This window comes from Xanthobacter flavus, from assembly GCF_017875275.1.
Taxonomy (GTDB): Bacteria; Pseudomonadota; Alphaproteobacteria; order Rhizobiales; family Xanthobacteraceae; genus Xanthobacter; species Xanthobacter flavus_A.
On record NZ_JAGGML010000001.1, the window covers coordinates 4,994,755 to 5,020,415 of the forward strand.

Here is a 25,661-nt window from a genome sequence, read left to right on the forward strand (position 1 = left end):
CAGGGTCCCTTTTGCGGCGGCGGATCATACCGGCTCGTCCCAAAAGGGAAAGATGCCTCCCAGCCGCTAAGTTACCGGCGGTCGGCCGGGGCCGGCATGGTGGTCAGGCAGGCGCGGCGGAAGTCCGGCAGCTTGGCCTTGGCGCCGGCAAGCGGATAGGTCTCGGTGGCCCCGGGCAGGCGCACGATGAGATTGTCCGCATCCGAGAACAGGTCCAGGACGCGGCCGTCGAGCGCGACCGCCGCCTCCACCACCACCTTGCCCTCGGACGCACCCCGAAACGCCGACGCCGCCAGCTCAAGGCGCCGCTTGCCAGCGGCGAGGGTGAGTGCCACGCCGTCGCCGGCCTTCACCTTGCCGGCCGGGACTTCCGCGGTGAACTGGATGAGCTGCGCGCCCGGCTGGCAGGACACGGCGAACACCGGATCAGCGACCTTCGGAAGGCCGAAGCGCAGCACATAGGTGTCGTCGACCTTGACGATCATCCAGACGCGGGGATCGGTTTTGGTCTCGGCCTTCTTCGAGTCCGATTTCCCCCCGGACTTGCCGGTCGATTTGGGAGCAGCCTCGCCTAGACCCGGTGCGAGCACGCACGCCGCGGCGACCATCAGGATCGCGCACCGGCCGTAGAACCATCCGCCCTTCGCCACCGGGTCTGCCCCTCGCCGCATGGTCGACAGGCGCGGTGACCGGCGGACACGCCTCCGATCTGCGATTCGCAACTGCCGACTGGTGTTTGCTTCCCCCGAAGTCATCGCATATCACGGCCCCCGGCCGCCCGCGACATCGGGCAGGGAGCCGCGCGGCAAAAAATGTTGAAATCTCATTCGCATCCCGCCCCCGAGGGCCGACAGGACACCGCCCGGCGCATGCGGCTGGACCGGTTGCTGGTCGAGCGCGGCCTGTTCGACAGCCGCGCCCGCGCGCAGGCCGCGCTTGCGGCCGGTCTGGTCAAGGTCGATGGGACCGTGGTGCTCAAGGCATCCGCCGAGGTGGACCTCGGCGCATCCATCGAGGCCGAGGACGTACACGATTATGTGTCGCGGGGCGCCCTCAAGCTCGCGGCGGGCCTCGACGCCTTCGCGATAGATGCCACCGGCGCCGAGGCGCTGGATGTCGGCTCCTCCACCGGCGGCTTCACCGAGGTGCTGCTGCGCCGGGGCGCGCGCCGCGTCCATGCGGTGGATGTGGGGCGGGACCAGTTCCACGCCCGCCTCCGGGACGATCCCCGCGTGCGCCTGTTCGAGGAGACGGATATCCGCGCCTTCGACCCCGCGCTTGTGCCGGGCGGCTTCGATCTCATCGTCATCGACGTCAGCTTCATTCCGCTCGCGCTGGTGCTGCCGGCCGCGCTCGCGCTCGCGGCCCCGGCGGCGCGGCTCGTCGCGCTGGTGAAGCCGCAGTTCGAGGCGGGACGCGCCTTCGTGCGCAAGGGCGTGGTGCGCGACGCGGCGGTGCGGGACGAGGTGTGCGCCAAGGTGGAGGCGGAAATCGCGTCGCTCGGTTGGCGCATCGTCGGCCGCATCCCGTCTCCCATCGCCGGTGGCGACGGCAATCAGGAATATCTCGTGGGGGCGATCCGACCGTGACCGAGTTCCGCATCGAGCGCATGGGCGCGCAGGGCGATGGTATCGCGCGCGGGCCCGCCGGCCCGCTGTTCGCGCCGCTGACCCTCGCCGGGGAACTGGTGCGTGGGGAGGTGGAGGGCGAGCGCATCCGCCTCGATGCCATCGTCGAGCCGAGCGTCGAGCGGGTGGCCCCCGAATGCCCCCATTTCGGCCGCTGCGGCGGCTGCCTGCTCCAGCATTGGGAGCGTGCGCCCTATCTCGCCTGGAAGCGGCAGCTGGTGGTGGATGCGCTCGCCCGCGAAGGCATTGCGGGGGAGGTTGCCCAAACCATCGACGCCCACGGGCCGGGGCGCCGCCGGGTGATTTTCCACGCCCGCCAATATGGCGCGCGCACTGTGGTGGGATTCGCCGAGCGCAAGTCCCACGCCATGGTCGCGATCGATGCGTGTCCCGTCCTGGCGCCGAGCCTCGACCAGGCGCTGCCCGCCGCCCGCGCGGTGGCGGAGGCGCTGGCACCGCTGAAGAAGCCGCTGGACCTCCAGATCATCGCCACGGACACCGGCCTCGACATGGACGTGCGCGGCTCCGGCCCGCTGCCACCCGCGCTCCTCACTGACCTCGCGGTGATCGCCGACCGCTTCCGGCTCGCGCGCCTCACGAGGCACGGCGAACTCGTCATCCAGCGCGAGCCGCCCCGCCTCGCCATGGGCCGGGCGCGGGTGGAGCTGCCGCCGGCCGCCTTCCTCCAGGCGACGGCGGAGGGCGAGCGGGTGCTGGCGGAACGGGTGGCGGCGGGCATGGCCGGCGCCCGCAAGGTGGCGGACCTGTTCGCCGGTGTCGGCACCTTCGCGCTGCGCCTCGCCGAGACGGCGCGCGTGTTCGCGGCCGAGAGCCATGCCGGCGCGCTCGCCGCTTTGCTCAAGGCCGGCCACACGCCGGGGCTGAAGTCGGTGGAGGGCGAGGCGCGGGACCTGTTCCGCCGGCCGCTGATGGCGGCTGAGCTTACCGCCTTTGATGCCGTGGTAATCGACCCGCCGCGCCAAGGCGCGGAGGCGCAGGCGCGCGAGCTTGCGGTCTCGCGGCTTCCGCGCCTCGTCTATGTCTCCTGCAACGCCGCCACCTTCGCCCGCGATGCGGCGCTGCTCGTCGCGGGCGGCATGAGACTGGAGGGCGTGGTGCCGGTGGACCAGTTCCGCTATTCGGCCCATGTGGAGCTGGTGGCGACCTTCTCGCGCTGATCTCGCTCCGGCTTTCCGTAGCGCAAGCTGGGCTTGGGGCGCGCTTTGGGGTCTAATGCGGCGCAGCATAGAGGCTGCCCCCAAATGCTTCCCGACCAGACCCCTTTCGCCGTCGGTGGCGTCGAGACACGCGCAGGCATCACGCCGGTGGAGGCGCGCGCCCTCGAGGGCCGGCGCCTGCATTATTACGATTACTGCATGGTGGCCTTCGCGGTCATCCTGATCTGCTCGAACCTCGTCGGCGCCGCCAAGGTCTCGGTGATCGAGCTGCCGGTGATCGGGCCGTTCGTGTTCGGCTCGGCGGTGCTGTTCTTTCCCTTGTCCTACGTGCTCGGCGACGTGCTGACCGAGGTCTATGGCTATGCCCGCGCGCGGCGCATCGTGTGGGTGGGCTTCGCCGCCTCCGTCTATGCCGCGCTGATGACCGCCATCATCGTCGCCATCCCGCCCGCGCCGGGCTGGACGGGGCAGGACGCCATCGCCAGCGTGTTCGGCCAGACGCCCCGCATCTTCTTCGCCTCCATCCTTGCCTTCTGGTGCGGCGAGTTCGCCAACGCCTTCGTGCTGGCCTGGATGAAGGTGCTCACCGGCGGCCGGATGCTGTGGACCCGCACCATCGGCTCCACCATCGTCGGGCAAGCCGTGGACAGCCTCATCTTCTACCCGCTCGCCTTCCTCGGCGTGTGGGACACCCATCTCGTGCTGACGGTGATGGTCTCGAACTACCTGCTCAAGGTGGGCTGGGAGGCGCTGCTCACCCCCGTCACCTACAAGATCGTTGGCTTCATGAAACGGCGGGAGGGGGTGGACGTCTATGACGTGGGCACGGACTTCACGCCGTTTCGGGTGAAGGTGTGACAGCGGCTATTGTGAGCAGATTGGCACGATGATGCTGGCGCGCCCTAGGGGAGTCGAACCCCTCTCTCCACCGTGAAAGGGTGGCGTCCTAACCGATAGACGAAGGGCGCGCGGCCGCTCCGGGGTTTTGAGCCGCCGGAGAGGGCGTCCTTATAGGGGGCGGGCGCCTTGGCTGCAAGCCTGTGGGAGAATTATCCAAAGCCGCGCGCCCCCGCCTTGTGGGCGAAAGGCGCTGCGGGGATCGGGCAACAGCCGGATGACAGGGCTTCCAACGGGACCGGCGCGTCAATAGCGGGAGGGTCCCCGGTCAAATGGACGCGCGCGGGAGACGCGGACGCTCACCCGGCGAGAGTGAGAAACTCACCATTTGCCGGTGTTGGGCATGGAAGCCCAGGGCTCGGCCGGGGGCTTGGGGCCGCCCTTCTGCAGCAGCTCGACGGAGACGTTGTCGGGAGAGCGCACGAAGGCCATGTAGCCGTCGCGGGGCGGGCGGTTGATGGTGACGCCGGAGGCCATCAGGCGCTCGCACAGGCCGTAGATGTCGTCCACCTCGAAGGCGAGATGGCCGAAGTTGCGGCCCTCGCCATAGGGCTCCTTGTCCCAATTGTAGGTCAGCTCGATCTCGGCCACGTTCTCCTGGCCGGGAGGGGCGAGGAAGACGAGGGTGTAGCGACCCTGCGGCACCTCCTTGCGGCGCACCTCCTTGAGCCCCAGCTTGTTGCAGTAGAAGTCCAGCGACTGGTCGATGTCGGTCACGCGGACCATGGTGTGCAGGAAGCGCATCGGGGATCTCGTCCGTATGAGGGGCGCAGGCCGGCGGGCCGGCCGGAGTGAAGTAGCAGGTGACGTATGATCTATGAAGGCGATCTCAAGGGGGCGCAGCAGCGCCTCCGCGAACTTCTGGACGGGTCGGCGCGCGCGGTCGCCTTTACCGGAGCGGGCATCTCCACCGAATGCGGCATTCCCGACTTCCGCTCCCCCGGTGGATTGTGGACGCAGAACAAGCCGATTCCCTTCGACGTGTTCGTCGCCCACAAGGCCGCGCGCAACGAGGCGTGGCGGCGCAAGTTCGCCATGGAGGAGGCGTTCGCCGGCGCGCGTCCCGGCCGGGGCCACAGGGCGCTCGCCCGGCTTCTGGGGCGCGGACGGCTCGCCGGCGTCATCACCCAGAACATCGACGGCCTGCACCAGGCGTCCGGGGTGCCGGATGACGCGCTGGTGGAACTGCACGGCAACGGCACCTATGCCACCTGCCTCGATTGCGGCACGCGCTACGAACTCGCCTGGGTGAAGGCGCGCTTCGATGCCGCCGGGGGCGTCGCACCCGATTGCCCGGCCTGTGACGGGCCGGTGAAGGCGGCCACCATCTCCTTCGGCCAGGCCATGCCCGAGCGCGAGATGGCGCGGGCGGACGCGCTGACCAAGGCGAGTGACCTGTTCATCGTCATCGGCTCGTCGCTGGTGGTGTTTCCGGCGGCGGGATTTCCGCTCAAGGCGCGCCAGAAGGGGGCGAGGCTGATCATCCTTAACCGCGAGCCCACCGAGTTCGACGACATGGCCGATCTGGTGGTCCGGGACGAGATCGGCGCCGTGCTCGCATCCTTCGCCGACGATGGGTGATGAAGGCGCGCGAAGAGGGTGGGCGTTGCGCCATTCAGTTGCTATCCTACCATCTCCGCGGCAACGTGTGCGCCGCCGCGCGTAGTTTCGGGGTGGTCATGGGGTCTGACGCACTGGGGCTGGGGCCACGGACCGCCGGCTCGGAGGACGGGACCGAGGAGCCGGCCGGGCTCGTCGAGGTCATCGGCTCCATCAAATGGTTCGACGCGTCGAAAGGCTACGGGTTCATCGTGCCGGACGACGGTGGCCCCGACGTCCTCGTTCATGTGACCTGCCTGCGCCGCGACGGCTTCCAGACCGCCATGGAGGGCGCGCGCGTGGTGTGCGAGGCCATCCAGCGCGCCAAGGGGCGCCAGGCCTTTCGCGTGCTCTCGCTCGATCTGTCGACCGCCGTCCACACCGCGCCGGCCGCCCCCCGCACGCGCGACGTGGTGGAGCCCACCACGGGTTTCGAGCGCGCCACGGTGAAATGGTTCAACCGGCTGCGGGGCTTCGGCTTCCTCACCCAGGGCGACGGCACGCCCGACATTTTCGTGCATATGGAAACCCTGCGCCGCCACGGCCTCACGGAGCTGCGCCCCGGCCAGAGCGTGCTGGTGCGCTACGGCGATGGCTCCAAGGGCCTCATGGCCGCGGAAGTGAAGGCCGACAGCGGCCCCAGCGGGAACAATTGATGAGCCAGATTCTGTCGCGGGCCGCCCTTGCGGCCACACTCGCGTTTGCGCTTCCGCTCGCCGGGGTGCCTGCCGTCGCAAGTGCGGCCGAGGCCGAATGCGCGCAGATCAAGGTCGATCCCAATCCGGTGCTGGACCCGCTGGAGATCGCGACCGCCAAGGGCGTGCTCGCCTTCCAGGTGGAAGTGGCGCGCACCAACGAGCAGCGCACCCAGGGCCTCATGTGCCGCAAGTCGCTGCCCGAGCGGGGCGGCATGCTGTTCGACTTCAAGGTGGACCAGCCGGTCTACATGTGGATGAAGAACACCCTCATTCCGCTGGACATGGTGTTCATCCGCGCGGACGGCAGCATCGCCCGCATCGCCGCGATGACGACGCCGCTCTCCACCCAGACCATTTCCTCCGGCGAGCCGGTGCGCGCGGTGCTGGAGATCGGCGGCGGCGAGGCGCGCCGGCTCGGGCTGAAGGCAGGCGACCGGATCGCCCACCCCATGTTTCCCGCCAAATAGACCCACCGTTCAAATTGGGAGCGGTCCGCCCTAGTTCAGGGTCAGGTAGCCCAGCAGGCCTCCCGCGAAGATGTAGAAGGCGGGGTTGATCTTGGCCCCGGTGATCTTCGGTCCGAAATAGACGAGGACGAACACGGCGATCGCGATCAGCGTCGTCTCCGTGCCGGTTATGGCGGTCTTCGCCACGGCGACGGTTCCCGCCGCCATCAGCCCCACGACGATGGGCGCCAGCGCCAGTTGCAGGGCGAGCCGCCAGGGCGAGCCATCGAAATGGTTCCACAGCCGCGAGGAGCCAAGCGCCAGGACCGATGCCGGCAGGAAGAAGCCGCCGAAGGCGAGGAGCGCTCCCGGCGTGCCGGCGACGTGGTAGCCGATGACGATGACCATCAGCATGTTCGGCCCCGGCGCCACCTGCCCGAGGCTGTAGATGTCGCGGAACTGGCTGTCGGTGAGCCAGTGGTGGGCGTTGATGGTGAGTTCCTTCATCTCCGGCAGCACCGCCGTTCCGCCGCCGATGGCAAGGAGCGACAGGAGCGAAAAGACGCCGAGGACGCTGAGATCGGTGTGCGGATTGTTCATGGCTCGCCGGCCTCCCCGCGGCCCGGACGGTAGATGAAGAGGGCGAGTGGCAGCACGGTCAGCAGCACCAGCACCAGCGAGACGTGGAGGAAGCTCACCATCACCACCGTGATGAGAATGAGCAGGATCTCGCGCAGGTGCTCCAGCTGCTTGTGGCCGATCTGCACTGTCACCGCCGCAAGCAGGCCCACAGCCGCCGCGCCGATGCCGGCGAGGATGCTGTGCATGGTGGGGTTGCCGTGGTTCGACACGTAGACGATGCCGAGCACGAAGACGAGCAGGCCGCCCGGCAGGGTCATTCCGAGAAAGCCGACGATCGCCCCGACCGGACCGCGCAGGCGGTCGCCGACGATGACGCTCATGTTGGTGGCGTTGAGGCCGGGCAGGGCCTGGGAAATCTCCAGGGCGGTGAGGAATTCCTCTTCATCCAGCCATGCCTTCTGCACCACCAGCGCATTGCGCAGGTAGGCCACCACGCCGCCGCCGAAGCTGATGCCGCCGATGATGAGAAAGGTGATGAAGATCTCCAGCAGCGACACCGGGGTCTCGCCGGCGGCGCCCACTTCGGGCGAGGGGGAGGGGAGGGGCGGCTTGATGGCGCTCATGGATTTCCGCCGGAAGGGAGAGGGGCGGGCCGTGGGCTGCCCGCCGTAGGTCTACTCGGAGTGGGCGACGTCCTTGGCGCCGATGCCATAGACCATCGCGGTCTTGGTGGTGCCGAGCTGCACCCATTCCGGCGCCATGTTCTGGACATCGCGGAAGAACTCTTCCGAAAGGCGCTTCGCCTTCTCGTTGATGTCGCTGTAGTGATCGAACTTCGCCTGGAAGGCGAATTCCCCCACCAGGGACTGCTCCGACGCCCGGTTGCGCCAGATGGCGATGGTGGCCTTCGCCTCATAGCCATGGCCGAAATCGAAATGCCCGGGATCGACCTGGATCTCTTCGACCGCCATGCTGTTCACGAGGTCGACGGAGCAATCGCCGTCGGCATCCACCGCCGTCATGCAGGGGAAGACGGTGATAATGTTCTTCAGCGCCGGGTTCAGCACCACGCCCAGCGAGGTGATGATGCAATTGTGCGAATAGAGCGAGCGGATGCCGCCGATCTCCTCCTTGAGCGGCAGCAGCTCTTCCTTGAACTTCACCTGTACCGCGCCCGTGATGCGCGGCGCCATGTCCATCCCGGTGGCCTTGGCCTGGTCCGGGCTGCGGAATTTCAAGGCAAGCTCGTGCTCCGGGCGCGGCCAGCCATCATCGTAGAAGGTGCGCTTGCGCAGGATGAACGAGTTTCGGTAGAGGTCGAAATCCGGCGTGTCATAGAACAGGACTTCCCGGACCTGCCGTTGAAATGCATCCTTGTTGGTGACGACGCCGACGCCGTGCTTCTTGGCGACCGTCTTCACCTCGTTCCAATAGTCCTCGAAGCGCTTGGGCGAGTAGAATTGCTGCGGCCGGAGCAAAATCTTGTATTCACGGTAGTGGATATCGAGCATGGCGGCGTGCTCACCTTGGGTCAGCCCGGATTCGTTGAAGCCCGGAATTCGGGAGAAGAAACCGAATCCGAAGCAGCGCAACACATTCCGTCGGCCACGATCGGATGTCTACTGCCTCCCGATGCGCCGTCCGCAACCCGGTACCGGCCCGCCCCCGATACTGTTGCGCGAACGTCACAGATGGGATGATTGCGTTGGAATTGGGCGGACTGGCCATTTGATCTGTGTTGTCTGCCCGAAATTTGAGCTAACGTCGCTGATGCTTCGGCTTCAAGGATCCGGCGGGGACACCGGACATCCTCGAAGGTCTCGGGCGGCCCCTGGGTTCAGGCCCCGCGCCGCCAAGGTCGTGACACGCTGCCGCTAGCATTCCCCAGTTGAAGCCTCTGCACTTCGGGCGCGTGCCCGCAGTGTCCACTGCCCCGTTCGCGGGGCTTGCAGTGATTGCGTCCAGGGCCTCGACGCCGTGGGCGAAAAAGAGTGCGGCGCATCAGCGCCTGAGGAAGCGCCAGCGACGAGCCCTGCCGTTGGGACGGCGGCCGTGGGCTTCGCCTTTCGGAGGAAACAATGACGACATTCGCAAGAATGGCGGCCGTAGCCGCTTTGTCTGCGGCGGCAATGCTGCCCGAAACCATGCCCGCGCATGCCGGATCCGTGACACAGCCGGGCGAGACCGTGGGTCTCGCGGCCGGCGCTCCGCTGCCGGAAGGTGTCTATGCCGTGAATACGGCAGACTACGGATGCCGCAACACCTCGCCGGACAGTACATGTGTGGGCGTGGATATTCCTGTACTCGCCTGGGCGACACCCGTGTTCCTGTTCGGTGGGCGCCTGCAACTTCTCACGGCTGTTCCGGTCGTCGGGGTGGGTGTTCAGAATGGCGACTATACGTCCGGATTCTACAATCCCTTCTTTGCCGCCCAGGTCGCTTGGGACCTTGGGAACGGCTTCGGCTTCAGCTACATGGCCGGTTTCTATCTGGGGGTGAACACAGGCGTCGCGTTCGATTCCACCTCGTTCAACCAGCGCTTCGCCCTCAGCTATACGGCGGATGGCTGGAATCTCACCGCGAACGCCATCTGGGGCATCCAGGCGAACGGGGTGAGCACGACAATCAATCCGAATTTCCTGAACGTTGATCTCACCGCCACCAAGAAGTTCGGAAAGTTCGAGATCGGCCCCGTTGCCTATTATTCAACCGATCTGAACAATCCGGTCCCCTTTTATCAGAAGCAAAGCCAGTTCGCGGTGGGCGGCCTCGTTGGCTATGACTTCGGTCCGGTCATCCTGCAGGCCTATCTGACCACCGACGTTTATGAGCAGAACTACGGCGGAAAGGACACCCGCCTGTGGGGCCGCATCATCGTGCCGCTCTGGAACCCGCCAGCGGCGACGCAGCAGACGGCTCTGCTGCACAAGTAATCTCGGGGCGCCGGCGCGCGGAGGCGGAACGTCCCTGCGCGCCGAGGGGCCGCTCTCACCGGGGCTGAAGCCTCTTGCCGATGGAGGTGAAGAACGTCTCCGCGTACCAGCGCATCTCCGCCTCGATCTCCGGCTTGCCGGCCAGCTCGCACTGGTCGACGAGGCCGCTGACACGCTCGAACATGTCAGCGATGAAGGCGTCCGGCCGCTCCTGCGCCCCGGCGAGCTGGGCGACGATGTCGCGCAGGATGTAGTGCTGCACCATTGTGTGGGCCTGCGTGGTGCCAACCGCCTTGACCATCGAGGCGAGCCACTCGGCCAGCTCCGTATCCGAAGCCATGCGCAATCGTCCTTCCTGAAATCGGGCCGTGTGGCGCAAACCGTGCCGCTTCGGCGCGATGCCCGCCGCAAGCGGACGGAGCCGCCCGGTCGCAGCGAGGCATCGGTGGGCGAGATTAACCCTGATGCGGCTTCAGCGGAACCATCCGCCAAGCGAGGGCGTTGCCGCTCCACCAGAAAACAGTACCGGAGCAGCAAGATGCCGCGCAGCGTCCTCTATGGCCTGATCGCCCTTCTCGTCGTGGTCGGCGGGGTGTTCGCCTATCAGGCCTATGAGCGCGACCGGAACACCATGCAGATCGAGATCGGCCCCAACGGTGTGAAGGTGGACCCGCCCGGGCGCTGAGGGCTGGCGGGGAGATGGATGGTCGGAGCAGCAGGATTTGAACCTGCGACCCTCTGCTCCCAAAGCAGATGCGCTACCAGGCTGCGCTATGCTCCGACATTCCGCCGAACGGCTTCGTTGCTACATTTTCGGGACGGTCGGCGCAAGGGGAGGTGCCCTCCTTGCGAGAACGAATGGTGGACGAATGCGGTGTTCCGTGACGCAAAGTCCCGAAACACTCCCGAAAGCGCGCGGTCTTTGAAATGCCGAAGATGCAGCCCCGTCGCTCCTGCGGCAGCAAGCGAACGACAGCATCGGCTCTGGTGCAAAGCGAATATCGGGTGGAGGTAGAAGTGGCTCCCTGAGCAGGACTCGAACCTGCGACCATTCGATTAACAGTCGAACGCTCTACCAACTGAGCTATCAGGGACCGTGGGTCTCGCGACCGAGGCCGGCGATATAGCAACCACATCGCCGCTTGTGAAGCCGTAAGACGCGCTTTTCCGGGGGAAGTTGCCGCACCGACGCGCAAAGTGGCGCCGGCGCAGGATTTTCAGGCCCTCAACAAATCGCCGTCTGGCCCCAGGTCCACCGCGCCGCCCGCGCTGGAGGAGGCATCAGCCTCGTGCGCGAACTGGGCGAAATAGAATCCATAATAGCGGCCGCGCCGGGCGATCAGCTCGTCGTGGGTCCCGCTCTCCACCACCCGGCCGCCTTCGACCACGCAGATCCGGTCGGCGCGCACCACTGTCTGGAGGCGATGGGCGATGACGATGGTGGTGCGCTCATGGGCGAGTTCCGCGAGTGCCTTCTGCACCTCCGCCTCCGATTCCGAATCGAGCGCGGCGGTGGCCTCGTCCAGCAGCAGGATGGGAGCATTCTTCAGGAAGGCGCGGGCGATGGCGATGCGCTGGCGCTGGCCGCCGGAGAGCTGCGCGCCGTGCTCGCCCACGGCGGTGTCATAGCCGCGCTCGAAGCCCATGATGAAGGGATGCGCGTGGGCCGCCTTGGCCGCCGCGACGATCTCCTCTTCCGAGGCACCCGGCCGGCCGAAGCCAATGTTTTCGCGGATGGTACCCGAGAACAGGTAGACATCCTGGCTCACCAGGGCCACCGAGGCGCGCACGGAGGTCCGCGACACGGTGCGAGTGTCCACGTCGTCGATCAGCACGGCGCCGGACTGCGGATCGTAGAAGCGCTCGATGAGATTGATGATGGTGGTCTTGCCGCCGCCGGACTGGCCGACCAGCGCGGTCGTGCGCCCCGGCTCCGCCAGCAGGTCAAGGCCGCGCAGCACGTTCTCGCCGGGGCGATAGGCGAACACCACGTCCTTGAACTCCACCCGCCCACGGGGGCGGGGGAGGGCGGTCACGCCCGGGGCGTCGGAATCGGGGGCGGGCGCGTCGAGCAGGTCGAACAGCATGCGCGCGCCCATCACATGGCTCACCAGCTCCACATGGAGGCGCGACAGGCGCTTGGCCGGCTCGTAGGCTAGCAGCAAAGCGGTGAGCACCGAGAAGAACTGGCCCGGAGAGCGGCCGAGCTCGATGACGTTGTAGCCCGCGTAGAGGATGACGCCGCCGATGGCGAGGCCGCCCAGCGTCTCCATCAGGGGGCTGGATTTCGCCTGGGTGCGCACAAGGCGGTTTGCGTTGATCTCCACGTCGTCGATGAACTTGTGGGTGCGATCCCGCATCACGGGTTCCAGCGTGTAGGCCTTCACCGTGCGGATGCCCTGGAACACCTCCATGACGATGGACGACAGCTTCACGCCGGAGGTGAAGCCGGTGGTGAAGATGGTCTTGGCCTTCTTGATGAGCTTGCGCGTGCCGAGCACGGCCGCCGGCATCACCACGAGGGCGATGACCGCCAGGAAGGGATCCTGAACGAAGGCCACCGCGGCCAGCATGATCAGCGAGAGGAAATCGCGGCCGATGCTGGTGACGATGAGGTCCAGCGCGCCGCGTGCGCCGGCGGCGCCGGCAGTGAAGCGGGTGGTGATCTCCGCCGTGTGGCGGTGGCCGAAATAGGCGGCATCCTGCAGCAGCAGCCGGTCGAAGGCGCGCTTCTGGTTGTCCGCCACCACCCGGTTGCCGATGCGGGCCATGGTGATGCTCTGCCCGTAGGCCGAGGCGCCCTTGATGATGGACAGCGCCATGACGATGCCCGACACCGCCCACACCGCCGCCGGGGTGGGGTGGACGAAGATGGCGTTCACCGCGTCGTTCATCAGATAGGCGAGGCCTGCCGTGCAGGCGGCCATCGCGCCCATGAAGACGAAGGCCAGCACATAGCCTTTCCAGTGCTTGCGACCGTCGGACAGGAGAAGGCGCCGCAGGACGGCATTCGTCTCGTCCGACGAGGGCGGAGGCCCGAGGCGCTGCTGGGCGGCTTTCGCGTTCATGTACATCTCCGGCGGCGTCCGGGGGCGGGACCGCTTCGGTGGCTCCATGAACTGCCAGCGGGAGGCTAAGTCAACTTGCCGGGCGCCAGCCATGCCGCAGCGCAGCGCCGCAGCTCGGGCGGGTGCTGGAGCGTGTGCGCTTCTATGGAGAGAGATATCGGGGAGCTGGAGGCCACGGAGGGAATCGAACCCCCGTACACGGATTTGCAGTCCGCTGCGTCACCACTCCGCCACGTGGCCTCACGAGCGCGTGTTCTTAAGGCGTCCGCCCAGACCGCGCAAGCGCCGGTTGGGATTGTCCCCCGTCTTGGTGGTTCGCCGGCATCAGCGCAGGGTGTGGCGCAGCAGGCGGCGCGACAGACTGGGCAGCCGGCCGGCGAGAGTCGCGTTGATCAGTGGCCCCAGCAGCTTCATCCGCGTCTGAACGCTGCTCTTCATATAGGGCGCCACGGTCTTCAGATCCGCCCACGCGCGCTCGACGCGGGACCAGTCGCCGGCCCTTGAGGCTTCGACGAATTCGTTGCGCAGGATCTTCGCGAAGCGGGGGGCGATCACATCGCGCCGCCAGTACAGCCCGAGGCGGGGTTCGTCCGGATGCGCCTCGATGAGCTTGGCGAAATAGATCATCCGCGATTTCGCCATGCGGGCGCTGAACGAGGTCGATTGGGGGTAGATGCGCCACATGGTGACGGCCGTGTCGAGAAAGCGGCTCCTCACCCCCATGGAATAAAACCGGACGAACAGGTCGTCATCCTCATAGCCCGACAGGCGCTCGTCGAAGAGGCCGGCGTCCAGCATGGCCTGCCGTTCCACCAGCGAGGCGCCGGGCAGGATGAACATGTCATGCTCCAGACACTGCTGCAGCGAGCGCTTGGGATGCGATGTCGGCACCTGATCCAGGCAGCATTCGGCAATGAGCCGGCCGCCGCGGTCGATCTGGTCGAGATTGCCGTAGACGAGGCCGAGCCGGCGGATGTCGCCGTCCAGGAAAGGCCGCTGCAACAGGGCGAGGTGATTCTCGTACCAGAGGTCGTCCTGATCCAGCAGCGCGATATGGGAGCAGGCCGTCTCGCGGATCGCCAGATTGCGGGCCGAGGACTGGCCGCCGTTCGGCTTGTTCAGCAGGCGGACGGGATGATGCCGCGCAATCTCTTCAACGATCCCGGGGCCCTCATCGGTGGAGCCGTCATTGACGACGATCACCTCATCCGGCGGGCGGGTCTGGTTGAGAACGCTTCGGAGCGCATCGGCGATGAAGGGCGCGCCATTATAAAGTGGGATGACCGCGGCAATCGATATGGACAAACGCCGACATCCCTTCCAGCGCCCGATTTTCCCGGGCATCGCCCCTGCACATCCTATTACCCAAGGGAATCGTGACCGTCAAAAACGCTATTCAAATGGGCCGGATACGCGTGGCGTCATCGCCATTGTGAATGGCGATGGAGATGCGGAAGCTGTGGGCCATCCGCTCGGCATGGGCGATGGCCTGCTGTGCGGCGGCGGGCGGCAGGACCTCGAGGGCGGTCGGCCGGAACAGGGCGAGCCAGCGCGCGAACTGCGCCTCGCCCGCATCGCTGCCGAGCGCGAGGTGCGGGGGCAGGGGACGGCCCTCGTACCGGCCGGACTTCAGCAGCACCGAGGACCAGAAGTCGCACATCCTGGCGAGATGGACGGGCCAGGCATCCCCGGCGATGCGGCCGCCGAAGATGGGGCCGAGCAGGGCGTCCGTCTGCACGCGCGCATAGAAGGTGTGAACCAGGCGGCGGACCCCCGCCTCGTCAAGGCCTTCGGGATGGGCTCCCTGAGATGTCGGGGAGGGGGTATCAGGTGCCGTCATTGCATTGTGCTTCCTGGCTGCCCTGTGGGCGCCACTGCGGTGGCCTCCGGCAAGGGTCAGCCCATGAAGGAAAGTCCACGCCGCGGGTCGGTGCGGGACACTCCCGCCGCAACGCGTCCGGAACCATGCGACTTGCGGCCACATGAACGCGCCGGCCCGCGCGCCGTTGCCCATCGGCGCCTTGCAAAAGGGGCGGCAATATGGCTCTTGAGCCCGACGGCACGGGACACGCCTCCGCTGAGCGCCCCGGGCCAAGGGGATGGCCGGAGACGGGAAAATGATCGATTACGTCGAGCTGCGCCGCGGCATGGTGGATAGCCAGGTGCGCACCAACAACGTCACCGACCCGGGCATCGTCGGTGCGATGCTCGAAATCCCCCGCGAGCTTTTCGTCCCCGCCCAGCTCAAGTCGCTCGCCTATATCGACGACGACCTCGCCCTCACCAGCGGCAGCCCCCCGCGCTACCTCATCGAGCCGATGATCCTCGCGCGCCTCATCCAGCAGGCGGACGTGCAGGAGCACGACCACGTGCTCGATATCGGCGGCGGCACCGGCTATTCGGCGGCCGTGCTCTCGCGCCTTGCCCAGCAGGTGGTGGCCGTCGAGGAGGACGCCGGCCTCGCCGCGACGGCCACGACGACCCTCGCCGACATCGGCGTCGCCAATGTCGCGGTCATGCAGGGACCGCTGAACGCCGGATGGAAGGCGGAAGCCCCCTACGACCTGATCCTCCTCAACGGATCGGTGGACGAGGTTCCGGCCGCTCTGTTCGACCAGATGAAGGAGGGCGGCCGCCTCGTCGCCGTGGTCGGTCACGGCGGTGCCGGAAAGGCCTGTGTGTTTACCAAGGTGGCAGGTTCCGTGAGCGAGCGGGTCGCCTTCAACGCGGCCGTTCCGCCGCTCCCCGGCTTCAAAGCCGCGCCGCGCTTCACTTTCTGAGCACTGTGGCGCGTTTGCAGCGGTAGGCTGAAAACGCCGCCGGGATCGAACCGATCGGTTTCGGATCGGGATCAGGATCGATATCTTACCGAAAAGTTACCGCGCGGCAGAGTCGGTGCGGCGAGTCTGCATGGCCGTGTCGGATCGGGAGATTGGGATGTCGGTTGCAAAGCGCATTCGCCTCAGCGGTGTTGCATGTTTGGCGGGCGTTGGTGTCTTTGCTTTGGCCATGGGTGGTGCGTCGGCCCAGTCGCTGGATCAGGCGCTGGCCATGGCCTACACCAACAACCCCACGCTGAACGCCCAGCGCGCCGGCACGCGCGCCACGGACGAGACCGTGCCCCAGGCGCTGTCGGGCTATCGCCCCACCCTGAACGCCACCGCGCAGGCCGGCCCGGAATATGCCAAGCAGCAGGCTTCGGGCGTGAAGACCAACGGCTGGCTCTGGCCCCGGGCGTTCGCGCTCAATGCCGCCTACACGCTGTTCAACGGGTTCGTGACCGCGAACCAGACCCGCAATGCCGAATCGCAGGTGCGCGGTTCGCGGGAGACGCTGCGCAACACCGAGCAGTCGGTGATGCTGAATGGCGTCACGGCCTATATGAACGTCATCCAGGCGATCGCTCTTCTGGACCTGCAGAACCAGAGCCTCGCTGCCTTCCAGCAGGAATTGCGCGCCACGCGCGACCGCTTCAACGTGGGTGAGGTGACCCGCACCGACGTGGCCCAGGCCGAGGCCCGGGTGGCGGACGCCCAGTATCAGGTGAGCCAGGCGGTGGCGAACCTCTCCACGGCGAAGGCGAACTACCGGCAGGTCATCGGCGTGGAGCCGGGCAAGCTCACGACTCCGCGCCCCATCGAGGGCACGCTGCCGCCCTCCGTGGACAAGGTGATCGCCACCGGCCTCAGCAATCATCCGGCCGTGAAGGCTTCGGAATTTGCCGTGGATGCGGCCATGTTCCAGGTGAAGGTCGCCGAGGGTGGCCTGATGCCGAACCTCTCGCTGCAGGGGCAGCTCTCGCAGTCCTACGACCAGAACTTCTCGGTGGATTCCCAGAGCGGGGCGGCGGTTACGCTCAATCTCTCGGTGCCGATCTACCAGGGTGGCGTCGAATACGCGAACATCCGTCAGGCCAAGGAACTGCTCACGCAGGCGCGCATCGAGGTGGATGTGAACCGCGACACCATCCGTGCGCAGGCGGTTCAGTATTGGGGCGCGCTCCAGGCCGCGAAGGCCCAGATCCAGGCGGCGCAGGCCTCCGTGGCCGCCAACACGCTGGCGCTGGAAGGTGTTCGCGAGGAATGGCGCGTGGGCCAGCGCACCACGACGGACGTCCTGAACGCGCAGCGTGACCTGACCAACTCGCAATCGTCCCTCGTCGTCGCCCAGCGCGACCGGGTGGTCGCCGCTTATGCGCTGGTCTCGACCGTCGGCCGGCTCGACGCCCTCTCGCTCGGCCTGAAGGTGAATTATTACGACCCGCGCGTGCACTACAATCAGGTGCGCGACAGCTGGGCCGGTGTCCGCACACCGGACGGTAAATAATACCGGTAGCCGCCCCACGTCTGTTCTTGCTGCCAACTGGGGCGGTGCCATACTCCTCTGATAGATAGTGATTCTCGCCGTCGGCATCGGCTGCGAGGCCATCCGCTCACGGATCGCCTCGCTCGGCCATGTTCGTCGGCCCGTCTTCGACCGGGGTCGGGACATGGCTGCAAGCCCCAAGGCGCAGGAACCGTCGATGGAAGAGATTCTGGCTTCCATCCGCCGCATCATGGCGGATGACGAGCAGCCGGCGCAGCATGCCGAGCCGCCCCACCGCCGCAGCGAGCCGCCGCACCCGGGCGAGACGCGGACCCGGCGTCCACCTGAGCCTCGCGTGGTTGCCCAGCGGCAGGCGCCGCTTGAGCCTCCGCCGGTCCCGCGCCGTTCCGTCCCTCCGCACGATGCGGCCCCTGCCGCGCCGGCAGGCTATGCGGCGCAGCAGAGGCCGGCCCCCAGTCCAGCCCCCACTGGCCGTGGAAATGGGGAACGTCTGCCTTCGGCCGCGGCCGAGAGAGCGCAGCGTGCGTGGCTGGACGAGCAGGACGAAGCGGTTTTCGCCGAAGCGGCTGATGCGTTGCGGCAAGTTCAGCGCGAGCATCAAGTTCAGCGCGAGCATCACGCCGAGGCGCCCCGTCCCGCGCGGCCGATGGCCCAGCAACCCTATCCCCATCACCCAGCCGAGGCGACGGACGAGCGCCACGCCGCCCCCACCGCAGCTCCCGCGGCCCAGCCGCGCGCGATGCGTCCCCAGCCGGCCGCTGCCGCCTTCGAGGATCGTGCGGGCCAGCCCGCGAACGAGCCTGCCGGGGAGGCCGTGCGCCGTCGCGATCTGCTCTCGGCCAATGCGGATGCCGCCGTGATGGCCGCCTTCCGCAATCTCGGCGATGTGCTGCTGCCGCAGAAGGAGCGGACGGTGGAGGATCTGGTGAAGGAGATCCTGCGCCCCATGCTCAAGGACTGGCTGGACGCCAACCTCCCGACCATCGTCGAGGATCTGGTGCGCGCCGAGATCGAGCGCGTCGCCCGCCGCCAGCGCTAGAACACGGCGATCTGATTGCGTCGCAGTCAGATCGGTTACCGCGCTCTCGTTCTTAGGTTGAGAGGGCGATTCACCGTTCAAGTCGTTTCCAGCTTGATCGGATCGCTCTAGACCTGCGGGTCCGCCACTCACCTCTCTTTCCATTCCCGTGCGGGCGGTGTGTTGACGCCGGACCGCGCGTCCGGCTTAAACGCCCGCTGACCCGTTCCGACCACAGCGGACGCGGAGCCGGCCCGGCGCGCTGCGCCGGCGGCGGCCGAGCGGCACCGCGGAGTCCCGTTCATGCTGGAAAAAGTCTTCGATCCCGCCGCCGTTGAAGAGCGCATCGCCGATCGCTGGGAAAATGCCGGCGCATTCCGCTGCGGCCGCCCCGAGCGCAAGGACGCGGAAGGCTTCTCCATCGTCATCCCGCCGCCCAACGTCACCGGCTCCCTGCACATGGGCCATGCGCTCAACAACACGCTGCAGGACGTGCTGGCGCGGTTCGAGCGCATGCGCGGCAAGGACGTGCTCTGGCAACCCGGTACAGACCATGCCGGCATCGCCACCCAGATGGTGGTGGAGCGCCAGCTCGCCGCCCAGAAGCTGCCGGGCCGGCGCGATCTCGGCCGCGAGGCCTTCATCGAGAAGGTGTGGGCGTGGAAGGCCGAATCGGGCGGCACCATCGTCGACCAGCTGAAGAAGCTCGGCGCCTCCTGCGACTGGTCGCGCGAGCGCTTCACCATGGACGAGGGGCTCTCCCGCGCCGTCCTCAAGGTGTTCGTCCAGCTCTTTCGCGAGGGGCTGATCTACAAGGACAAGCGCCTCGTCAACTGGGACCCCAAGCTCATCACCGCCATCTCGGACCTCGAGGTGCTGCAGGTGGAGGTGAAGGGCAATCTCTGGCACCTGCGCTATCCCATCGAGGGCGAGAAGGACCGCTTCATCGTCGTCGCCACGACCCGTCCCGAGACCATGCTTGGCGATACGGCCGTGGCGGTGCATCCGGACGACGAGCGCTATCGCGACCTTATCGGCAAAAACGTCATCCTGCCGCTGCTGGGTCGGCGCATTCCCATCGTGGCGGATGAGTATTCCGACCCGGAGAAGGGCTCCGGCGCGGTGAAGATCACCCCCGCGCACGATTTCAACGACTTCGAGGTCGGCCGCCGGCACGACCTGCCGATGATCAACGTGCTCGACGCCGAGGCGCGGATCGACCCGCAGGGCATCCAGGACGACTACGCCGAGCGTCCCGAGGCCTATGTGGACCTGCCGGACGCCGCGGGCGTGCTCACGCACCTCGCGGGCATGGACCGCTTCGCCGCGCGCAAGCACATCGTCGAGCTGCTCACCTCGCTGGAGCTGCTGGAGACCATTGAGCCGCACACCCACATGGTGCCGCACGGCGACCGCTCCAACGTGGTCATCGAGCCGTGGCTGACCGACCAGTGGTACGTGGACGCCAAGACCCTCGCCCAGCCGGCGCTGGCGGCGGTGCGCGAGGGGCGCACCACCTTCGTGCCGAAGAACTGGGAGAAGACCTATTTCGAGTGGCTGGAGAACATCCAGCCCTGGTGCATCTCGCGCCAGCTGTGGTGGGGCCATCAGATCCCCGCCTGGTACGACCCCTTCGGCAACGTCTTCGTCGCGGAGGACGAGGACCAGGCGTTCGAAGAGGCGCTGGCCCACAATGTCGGTAACGAGAGCCTCTCGCCGGATGAGGCGCAGGCGCTGATCGACGATGCCGACAAGCGCGCCCAATTCCTCACCCGCGACGAGGACGTGCTGGACACGTGGTTCTCGTCCGCCCTCTGGCCGTTCTCCACCATGGGCTGGCCGGACGAGACGGACGAACTGAAGAAGTTCTATCCCACCAGCGTGCTGGTGACGGGCTTCGACATCATCTTCTTCTGGGTGGCCCGGATGATGATGATGGGCCTGCATTTCATGGACGGCGAAGTGCCGTTCAAGGACGTCTACATCCACGCCCTCGTCCGCGACGAGAAGGGTGCCAAGATGTCGAAGTCCAAGGGCAACGTCATCGACCCGCTGGACCTCGTGGAGAAGTACGGCGCGGATGCGTTGCGCTTCACGCTGGCCGCCATGGCCGCGCAGGGGCGCGACATCAAGCTCGCCACCGCGCGCGTCGAGGGCTACCGCAATTTCGCAACCAAGCTCTGGAACGCCGTGCGCTTCGCCCAGATGAACGGCTGCGTGCGGACCGAGGGCTTTGATCCGGCGAAGGTGGAAGGCACCCTCAACCGCTGGATCATCGGCGAGGCCGCGCGTGCGTCGTCAGAGGTCAGCGAGGCGATCCTCGCCTATCGCTTCAATGAGGCGGCGGGCGCGGTCTACCGCTTCATCTGGAACGTGGTGTGCGACTGGCACCTGGAGCTGGCGAAGCCGGTGCTCTCCGGACCCGATGGCGCGGCCAAGGACGAGACCCGCGCCGCGACCGCCTATGTGCTCGACGTGGCCATGGGCCTGCTGCATCCCTTCATGCCGTTCCTGACCGAGGAATTGTGGTCGGAGACCGGGAAGGAGGGGCCGGCGCGCTCCAGCCTTCTGGCGCTGGCGCCGTGGCCGGACCTGGCTGGCCTCGAGGCGCCGGACGCCGAGGCCGAGGTGGGCTGGGTCGTGGACCTCATCACCGAGATCCGCTCCGTGCGGGCGGAGATGAACGTGCCGGCCGGCGCGCAGGTGCCCCTCGTGCTGGTGCAGCCCGGCTCGGAGACAACCGCGCGCGTCGCGGCGTGGGACGACGCCATCCGCCGGCTCGCCCGCCTCTCCGACGTCTCGGTGTCGGACCTTGTGCCCGCCAGCTCGGTGCAGATGGTGGTGCGCGGCGAAGTGGTGGCCCTGCCGCTCGCCGGCGTGGTGGACCTCGGTGCCGAACTCGCCCGCCTCAACAAGGAAGAGGGCAAGCTCGATCAGGAAGTCGCCCGCATCGACGCCAAGCTCGGCAACGAGAGCTTCGTCGCCCGGGCGCCCGAGGAGGTGGTGGAGGCGGAGCGCGAGAAGCGCGAGGAATACATCCTGCGCAAGGAGAAGGTGCGAGCCGCCATCAGCCAGCTCTCCGGCGGCGCCTGAGGGACGCGGTATTCCCCCTCTCAACGGTGATCAAAAGGGGCGCTGGGGGCAAGTGTTGCCCCCGCGCCTCGGTTTCTGCCGTCGGTCTCGGACATGGTAAAGACTTGAGGTTACCGGCCGCCTTCTTGCTAGGGTCTTGGGCCTGCAAATTGTGACAGAGAAGACACACTCCCGATCCTTTGAACGCGCGCAGTTCCCGTTAGGGCCTTACGCCGCGAACTCGCCACAAAACGACATGAAATCGAAGCTCAACGCGTGGCGGTGAGTGTAGCCCGGGAAGTGTTTCCGGACGCCGCGCCTGGGGTGGGTCCGGATGGACGGTCGTTGCACATGGCGAGAGGATGCCCCGGCGGGCCGCGCCGGGCTGCGCCCGAAAGGTCGCCTCAGAGGTGCCGCCGGTCGGCCTCTCCTCGGCCCCGATATTGCCGCTGCGTCCGGTCATGCTTCGTCGATCATGACTCTGGTTGCGACACACGGGACATCGGGGGGCGGGGCGAGCAGGCCGGCAAAGCGCTTGACGCGCCGGTCCGGCCACATGCGCACGCCCGTCGCCATCGCCAGTCTTCTTCTCGCCGCCGGACTTTCGGCCGGCAGCGCTTATGCCTTCGACGGCACCGCCCAGACCCTCCAGCCCTATGAGATGCAGCCGCTGACGCCGCCGGCGAACGTGCCGCTGGCGCCGCAGGTTCGCCCCGTGGACGAAGCCTTCCGTACCGGCGCGCAGGCGCTGCGGGCCGGCCAGACCGCCAAGGGCATCGACGCCCTCGGCTATGCCGCCGCCCAGGGCCACGCCATGGCCCAATGGAAGCTCGGCCGCATCTACATGGACGGCGACGGCGTGAAGCGCGACGACGCCAAGGCCTTCGAATATTTCCAGAAGATCGCCAGCAGCCACGCCGAGGATTATCCCGGCACCGCGCAGTCGCGCTTCGTGGCCAATGCCTTCGTGGCGCTGGGCTCCTATTACCTCGTCGGCATCCCCTCCGCCGGGGTGAGGCGCGATCCGTCCCGCGCGCGGGACATGTTCTCCTACGCCGCGTCCTATTTCGGCGACGCGGACGGGCAGTACCAGCTCGGCAAGCTCTATCTGGAAGGCGTCGGCGGTCCCCGCGACGCGCGCAACGCCGGCCGCTGGCTCACGCTCGCCTCGCAGAAGGGCCAGTATGAAGCGCAGGCCACCCTCGGCGTGCTGCTTTTCCGTGGCGACGAGGGCGTGCCCCGCCAGCGCGCCCGCGGCCTCATGTGGCTGACGCTGGCCCGCGACGCCGCCGTCCGCCCCGGTGACAAGTGGGTGGTCAGCGCGCACGAGCAGGCCTTCGCCGAGGCGACGCCCGACGAGCGCGAGAAGGCGCTCGACTATCTCGAAGTGTGGCTGAAGACAGCGAAGCGCTGATCCGCGCGTTCGCCGTCAACCTTCGTCGGGACGCTCGCCTTCGTGGCGCGGCAGGCCCGATCCCAGATCATCCGCCATGTGCAGCGCCGAGGCGACCCAGATGTGGTGCGTCGGCGTCACGCGGTCGGGCGCGTCCAGCGTGCCGATGGTGATGTCCACGTCGCTCTCCCGCGCCATGTCGAACACGATGGGGCTGCCGCACGTCCCGCAGAAGCTTCGGGCGACGCCGGGGCTCGATTCGAAGATGGCAGGTTTGCCGGCGATGAAGGCGAAATCCTCCCGCGCTACGGACACCCAGGGCAAAGCGGCGGAGCCGGAGGCGCGGCGGCATAGGGTGCAGTGGCACCAATAGGCGCTTTTCACCCGCTCCAGCCGGTAGCGCAGGCGGCCGCACAGGCAGCCACCCTCAAGGCGGGTCGCGTCATCCGCCATCGCGGTCATGCCGCGATGGAGAAGTCAGCCCAGACCGGCACATGATCGGACGGCTTCTCCCAGGCGCGCACATGCTTGTCCACGCCGGTGGCGATGAGCCGGTCGGCCGCCTGCGGCGACAGCAGCAGGTGGTCGATGCGGATGCCGTTGTCGCGCTGCCAGGCGCCGGCCTGGTAGTCCCAGAAGGTGAACAGCCGCCCGGCATCGGAGGTGGCGCGCAGGGCGTCGGTGAATCCGAGATTGACCAGCGAGCGGAAGGCCTGCCGGGTGCGCGGCAGGAAGAGGGCATCGCCCGTCCAGGCCGCGGGGTCGGCGGCGTCGCGCGGTTCGGGAATCACATTGAAGTCGCCAGCCAGCACCAGCGGCTCCTCCAGCTTCAGCCGTTCGGCGGCAAAGGCGGAGAGGCGCTCCATGAAGCCGAGCTTGTAGGGATACTTCTCGGTGTCTGGCGGGTTGCCGTTGGGGAGGTAAATGCAGGCGACGCGCACCACGCCGCTTTTCACCGAGACCACCGCCTCGATGAAGCGCGCCTGCTCATCGCCGTCGTCGCCGGCGAGGCCGTGGGTCACGTCCTCCAGCGGCAGGCGGGAGAGGAGGGCGACGCCGTTGAAGCCCTTCTGCCCATGGACGGTGACGTTATAGCCCAGCGCCTCGAAGGCCTCCTTCGGGAAGGCTTCCGTCTGGCATTTGATCTCCTGGATGCAGACCACGTCCGGCCGGGTCTCGCCAAGCCAGCGGACCGCATGGTCAAGGCGCTGGCGGATGGAATTCACGTTCCAGGTGGCGATGCGCATGGGATGGGGGCTCCTTCGCGGCGGAGGATACCCCCGCCCGCCGGTGAGGCAATGGGGCGGCGCACCTTCCCTATCGATGCCTGCCAAAGGCTTGCGACCTCGGGCAAAGAGTGGCAGGAACGCCGGATGACTATCACGCGCATGACCATCTCTGGCGGCCGGGCGGCATGACCTTCGCGTCCATCGAATTCCTGTTCTATTTTTTCCCGCTCTTTCTGGTCGCCTATTTCTCCGCGAAGACGATCACGACGCGGAATTACATCTTTCTCGCCTTCTCGCTCGTCTTCTATTCGGCTGGCTATACGCCGCACATCATGATCCTGCTCGCGTCCGTCGCGGCTAATTTCTTTCTCGCGAAGGCCATTGAAGGCCGCGAGGGGGCGGATCGCAAGCGGGTGCTGGTGCTGGGCGTGACGTTGAACCTCCTCCTTTTGGGCGTGTTCAAATACACCGGCTTCCTCGTGGAGAATCTCAACGCCGTCATCGAGCCGATGGGCGTGGGGCTGCCGGTGCCGCAGATCTCGCTGCCGCTGGGCATCTCCTTCTATTCCTTCCACGCCATTTCCTACCTCGCGGACATCTACAAGAAGAAGGTCCACGCGAACCGCGATCCGGCGCAGTTCGCCCTCTACATGTGCATGTTCCCGCAGCTCGTGGCCGGCCCCATCGTGCGGTACGCGACGGTGGCGCGGCAGCTCTCGGATCGGCGGGTGACGATCGGGCGGTTCTCGGCGGGCGCGCGGCTGTTCGTCATCGGCCTTGCGTGGAAGGTGCTGATCGCCGACGAGGTGGCGCGGCTGGTGGACGGGGTGTTCGACACCACCACCCATCCCACCTTCGTGGAGGCCTGGCTCGGCCTCTATGCCTACACGGTGCAGATCTATTTCGACTTCGCCGGCTACTCCACCATGGCGGTCGGCCTTGGCGTGATGGTGGGCTTCGTGCTGCCGCGGAACTTCCGGCTGCCCTACACCGCCCATTCCATCACCGATTTCTGGCGCCGCTGGCACATGAGCCTGTCGGCCTTCCTGCGCGATTACCTCTACATCCCGCTGGGCGGAAACCGCGGCGGGGAGATGCGCACCTACATCAACCTCTCCATCGTCTTCCTGCTGTGCGGCCTTTGGCACGGGGCGAGCTGGACGTTCGTGATCTGGGGCGCGCACCATGGCGCTTTCCTCATCATCGAGCGCGCCTTCCTCGGCCGCTGGCTGAAGCGGATGCCGGGGCCGGTGAGCCACCTCTACACGGTGCTGGTGGTGATGATCGGCTGGGTCTGGTTCCGCGCCGACAGCCTGCCGGGCGCCATCGACATGTTCCAAGGCCTCGCCGGCCTGAACGGCTTCAGCCGCGCCTCCATGGCGCTCGGCTTCGGCCTGACGCCGCTGGCCATCATGGCGCTCGTGGCCGGCGGGCTGATCGGCTTCTTCCGCTGGCCGCGCTGGAAGATCGTGTCCGGGGAGGGGGCCATGGCGCGTGTGGCGGATTTCGCGCTGATCGCGGTGCTGATGCTGGCCAGCGTCGCCTGGGTGGGCGGTACCAATGGCACGCCCTTCCTCTATTACCGGTTCTGAGG

At 67.2% G+C, this 25,661-nt stretch carries 26 protein-coding genes and 4 tRNA genes; 14 read left to right on the forward strand and 16 right to left on the reverse strand.

The features are described from left to right. Positions 1-71: 71 nt before the first annotated feature. A complete protein-coding gene (locus tag J2126_RS23425) occupies positions 72-650 on the reverse strand; it encodes a hypothetical protein (RefSeq protein ID WP_209489179.1) in 579 nt (192 codons plus the stop codon). A 219-nt stretch (positions 651-869) separates the two neighbouring features. Here J2126_RS23425 and J2126_RS23430 point away from each other — a divergent pair, with 219 nt between their 5' ends. The 3 genes from J2126_RS23430 to J2126_RS23440 all read left to right on the forward strand — a co-directional run bounded on the left by J2126_RS23430 (position 870) and on the right by J2126_RS23440 (position 3,664). Continuing rightward, positions 870-1,589 carry a TlyA family RNA methyltransferase gene (locus J2126_RS23430; protein ID WP_245327538.1) on the forward strand — a complete coding sequence of 240 codons (720 nt, stop codon included), beginning with the start codon at positions 870-872 and terminating at the stop codon, positions 1,587-1,589. Beyond that, on the forward strand, positions 1,586-2,806 hold the full coding sequence (locus J2126_RS23435; protein WP_348634370.1) for a class I SAM-dependent RNA methyltransferase: 1,221 nt from the start codon (positions 1,586-1,588) through the stop codon (positions 2,804-2,806). Before J2126_RS23430 ends, J2126_RS23435 begins: the two co-directional genes overlap by 4 nt. 84 nt (positions 2,807-2,890) lie before the next feature. Beyond that, the gene (locus J2126_RS23440; RefSeq protein ID WP_209489181.1) at positions 2,891-3,664 is read left to right on the forward strand and encodes a queuosine precursor transporter; all 774 of its coding nucleotides are present in this window, start codon (positions 2,891-2,893) and stop codon (positions 3,662-3,664) included. 35 nt (positions 3,665-3,699) lie between these two features. On the opposite strand, the gene J2126_RS23445 is transcribed toward J2126_RS23440, so the two are convergent. Together J2126_RS23445 and J2126_RS23450 are read right to left on the reverse strand one after the other, a co-directional pair. After that, positions 3,700-3,774 (reverse strand) — tRNA-Glu (locus J2126_RS23445). Positions 3,775-4,024: 250 nt separating this feature from the next. Further along, positions 4,025-4,447: a VOC family protein gene (locus J2126_RS23450; RefSeq protein WP_209489182.1), complete on the reverse strand. Its 423-nt coding sequence runs from the start codon at positions 4,445-4,447 to the stop codon at positions 4,025-4,027. 66 nt (positions 4,448-4,513) lie between these two features. Here J2126_RS23450 and J2126_RS23455 point away from each other — a divergent pair, with 66 nt between their 5' ends. The 3 genes from J2126_RS23455 to J2126_RS23465 all read left to right on the forward strand — a co-directional run bounded on the left by J2126_RS23455 (position 4,514) and on the right by J2126_RS23465 (position 6,467). After that, entirely contained in the window at positions 4,514-5,284 is a 771-nt protein-coding gene (locus J2126_RS23455) for an SIR2 family NAD-dependent protein deacylase (RefSeq protein WP_209489183.1), read from the forward strand. 98 nt (positions 5,285-5,382) lie between these two features. Then, a complete protein-coding gene (locus J2126_RS23460) occupies positions 5,383-5,958 on the forward strand; it encodes a cold-shock protein (RefSeq protein WP_245327539.1) in 576 nt (191 codons plus the stop codon). Continuing rightward, positions 5,958-6,467: a DUF192 domain-containing protein gene (locus tag J2126_RS23465; protein ID WP_209489184.1), complete on the forward strand. Its 510-nt coding sequence runs from the start codon at positions 5,958-5,960 to the stop codon at positions 6,465-6,467. Before J2126_RS23460 ends, J2126_RS23465 begins: the two co-directional genes overlap by 1 nt. A gap of 30 nt (positions 6,468-6,497) precedes the next feature. On the opposite strand, the gene J2126_RS23470 is transcribed toward J2126_RS23465, so the two are convergent. From J2126_RS23470 to J2126_RS23480, 3 genes are read right to left on the reverse strand one after another with little or no spacing between them, the layout of a single operon-like run. Then, positions 6,498-7,046 (reverse strand): chromate transporter, encoded by a 549-nt coding sequence (locus J2126_RS23470; protein WP_209489185.1) that lies wholly within the window; start codon positions 7,044-7,046, stop codon positions 6,498-6,500. After that, complete coding sequence (locus tag J2126_RS23475; protein ID WP_209489186.1) at positions 7,043-7,651, reverse strand: chromate transporter; 609 nt, start codon at positions 7,649-7,651, stop codon at positions 7,043-7,045. Before J2126_RS23475 ends, J2126_RS23470 begins: the two co-directional genes overlap by 4 nt. 51 nt (positions 7,652-7,702) lie before the next feature. Next, complete coding sequence (locus J2126_RS23480) at positions 7,703-8,539, reverse strand: hypothetical protein (RefSeq protein WP_209489187.1); 837 nt, start codon at positions 8,537-8,539, stop codon at positions 7,703-7,705. A 567-nt stretch (positions 8,540-9,106) separates the two neighbouring features. Here J2126_RS23480 and J2126_RS23485 point away from each other — a divergent pair. Next, positions 9,107-9,961 carry a transporter gene (locus J2126_RS23485; protein WP_209489188.1) on the forward strand — a complete coding sequence of 285 codons (855 nt, stop codon included), beginning with the start codon at positions 9,107-9,109 and terminating at the stop codon, positions 9,959-9,961. Positions 9,962-10,016: 55 nt separating this feature from the next. Here J2126_RS23485 and J2126_RS23490 read toward each other — a convergent pair whose 3' ends face one another. Beyond that, positions 10,017-10,301, reverse strand: coding sequence for a hypothetical protein (locus J2126_RS23490; protein ID WP_209489189.1), 285 nt, complete (start codon positions 10,299-10,301; stop codon positions 10,017-10,019). 198 nt (positions 10,302-10,499) lie between these two features. Here J2126_RS23490 and J2126_RS23495 point away from each other — a divergent pair, with 198 nt between their 5' ends. Next, positions 10,500-10,646 (forward strand): hypothetical protein, encoded by a 147-nt coding sequence (locus J2126_RS23495; protein WP_209489190.1) that lies wholly within the window; start codon positions 10,500-10,502, stop codon positions 10,644-10,646. Between the two features lie 19 nt (positions 10,647-10,665). On the opposite strand, the gene J2126_RS23500 is transcribed toward J2126_RS23495, so the two are convergent. The 6 genes from J2126_RS23500 to J2126_RS23525 form a co-directional block, all read right to left on the reverse strand. Then, positions 10,666-10,742: transfer RNA gene (locus J2126_RS23500), tRNA-Pro, on the reverse strand. Positions 10,743-10,979: 237 nt separating this feature from the next. Next, a tRNA-Asn gene (locus tag J2126_RS23505) sits at positions 10,980-11,055 on the reverse strand. A 123-nt stretch (positions 11,056-11,178) separates the two neighbouring features. Continuing rightward, complete coding sequence (locus tag J2126_RS23510; RefSeq protein WP_209489191.1) at positions 11,179-13,029, reverse strand: ABC transporter ATP-binding protein; 1,851 nt, start codon at positions 13,027-13,029, stop codon at positions 11,179-11,181. Between the two features lie 166 nt (positions 13,030-13,195). After that, positions 13,196-13,269 (reverse strand) — tRNA-Cys (locus tag J2126_RS23515). Positions 13,270-13,353: 84 nt separating this feature from the next. Further along, complete coding sequence (locus tag J2126_RS23520; protein ID WP_209489192.1) at positions 13,354-14,373, reverse strand: glycosyltransferase family 2 protein; 1,020 nt, start codon at positions 14,371-14,373, stop codon at positions 13,354-13,356. A gap of 52 nt (positions 14,374-14,425) precedes the next feature. Then, positions 14,426-14,869, reverse strand: a complete 444-nt coding sequence (locus J2126_RS23525; RefSeq protein WP_209489193.1) for a group III truncated hemoglobin — start codon at positions 14,867-14,869, stop codon at positions 14,426-14,428. A gap of 277 nt (positions 14,870-15,146) precedes the next feature. On the opposite strand from J2126_RS23525, the gene J2126_RS23530 reads away from it, so the two are divergent. After that, entirely contained in the window at positions 15,147-15,809 is a 663-nt protein-coding gene (locus tag J2126_RS23530; RefSeq protein WP_209489194.1) for a protein-L-isoaspartate O-methyltransferase family protein, read from the forward strand. Positions 15,810-16,038: 229 nt separating this feature from the next. Beyond that, positions 16,039-17,355: a TolC family outer membrane protein gene (locus J2126_RS23535; RefSeq protein ID WP_245327541.1), complete on the forward strand. Its 1,317-nt coding sequence runs from the start codon at positions 16,039-16,041 to the stop codon at positions 17,353-17,355. A 106-nt stretch (positions 17,356-17,461) separates the two neighbouring features. Here the strand turns inward: J2126_RS23535 and J2126_RS25535 are convergent, their stop codons facing one another. Then, positions 17,462-17,971 carry a hypothetical protein gene (locus J2126_RS25535; protein WP_245327543.1) on the reverse strand — a complete coding sequence of 170 codons (510 nt, stop codon included), beginning with the start codon at positions 17,969-17,971 and terminating at the stop codon, positions 17,462-17,464. Positions 17,972-18,001: 30 nt separating this feature from the next. On the opposite strand from J2126_RS25535, the gene J2126_RS25540 reads away from it, so the two are divergent. The 3 genes from J2126_RS25540 to J2126_RS23550 all read left to right on the forward strand — a co-directional run bounded on the left by J2126_RS25540 (position 18,002) and on the right by J2126_RS23550 (position 22,859). Next, positions 18,002-18,394: a PopZ family protein gene (locus J2126_RS25540; RefSeq protein WP_245327545.1), complete on the forward strand. Its 393-nt coding sequence runs from the start codon at positions 18,002-18,004 to the stop codon at positions 18,392-18,394. Between the two features lie 282 nt (positions 18,395-18,676). Beyond that, on the forward strand, positions 18,677-21,466 hold the full coding sequence (locus J2126_RS23545; RefSeq protein WP_209489196.1) for a valine--tRNA ligase: 2,790 nt from the start codon (positions 18,677-18,679) through the stop codon (positions 21,464-21,466). 535 nt (positions 21,467-22,001) lie between these two features. Then, positions 22,002-22,859 (forward strand): tetratricopeptide repeat protein, encoded by an 858-nt coding sequence (locus J2126_RS23550; protein WP_209489197.1) that lies wholly within the window; start codon positions 22,002-22,004, stop codon positions 22,857-22,859. Positions 22,860-22,874: 15 nt separating this feature from the next. On the opposite strand, the gene J2126_RS23555 is transcribed toward J2126_RS23550, so the two are convergent. Both J2126_RS23555 and xth read right to left on the reverse strand, forming a co-directional pair. Continuing rightward, positions 22,875-23,291 carry a GFA family protein gene (locus tag J2126_RS23555; RefSeq protein ID WP_209489198.1) on the reverse strand — a complete coding sequence of 139 codons (417 nt, stop codon included), beginning with the start codon at positions 23,289-23,291 and terminating at the stop codon, positions 22,875-22,877. A 5-nt stretch (positions 23,292-23,296) separates the two neighbouring features. Next, on the reverse strand, positions 23,297-24,085 hold the full coding sequence (xth, locus tag J2126_RS23560; protein WP_209489199.1) for an exodeoxyribonuclease III: 789 nt from the start codon (positions 24,083-24,085) through the stop codon (positions 23,297-23,299). A gap of 167 nt (positions 24,086-24,252) precedes the next feature. Here xth and J2126_RS23565 point away from each other — a divergent pair, with 167 nt between their 5' ends. Continuing rightward, on the forward strand, positions 24,253-25,659 hold the full coding sequence (locus J2126_RS23565; RefSeq protein ID WP_209489200.1) for an MBOAT family O-acyltransferase: 1,407 nt from the start codon (positions 24,253-24,255) through the stop codon (positions 25,657-25,659). The last annotated feature ends 2 nt before the right edge of the window (positions 25,660-25,661 follow it).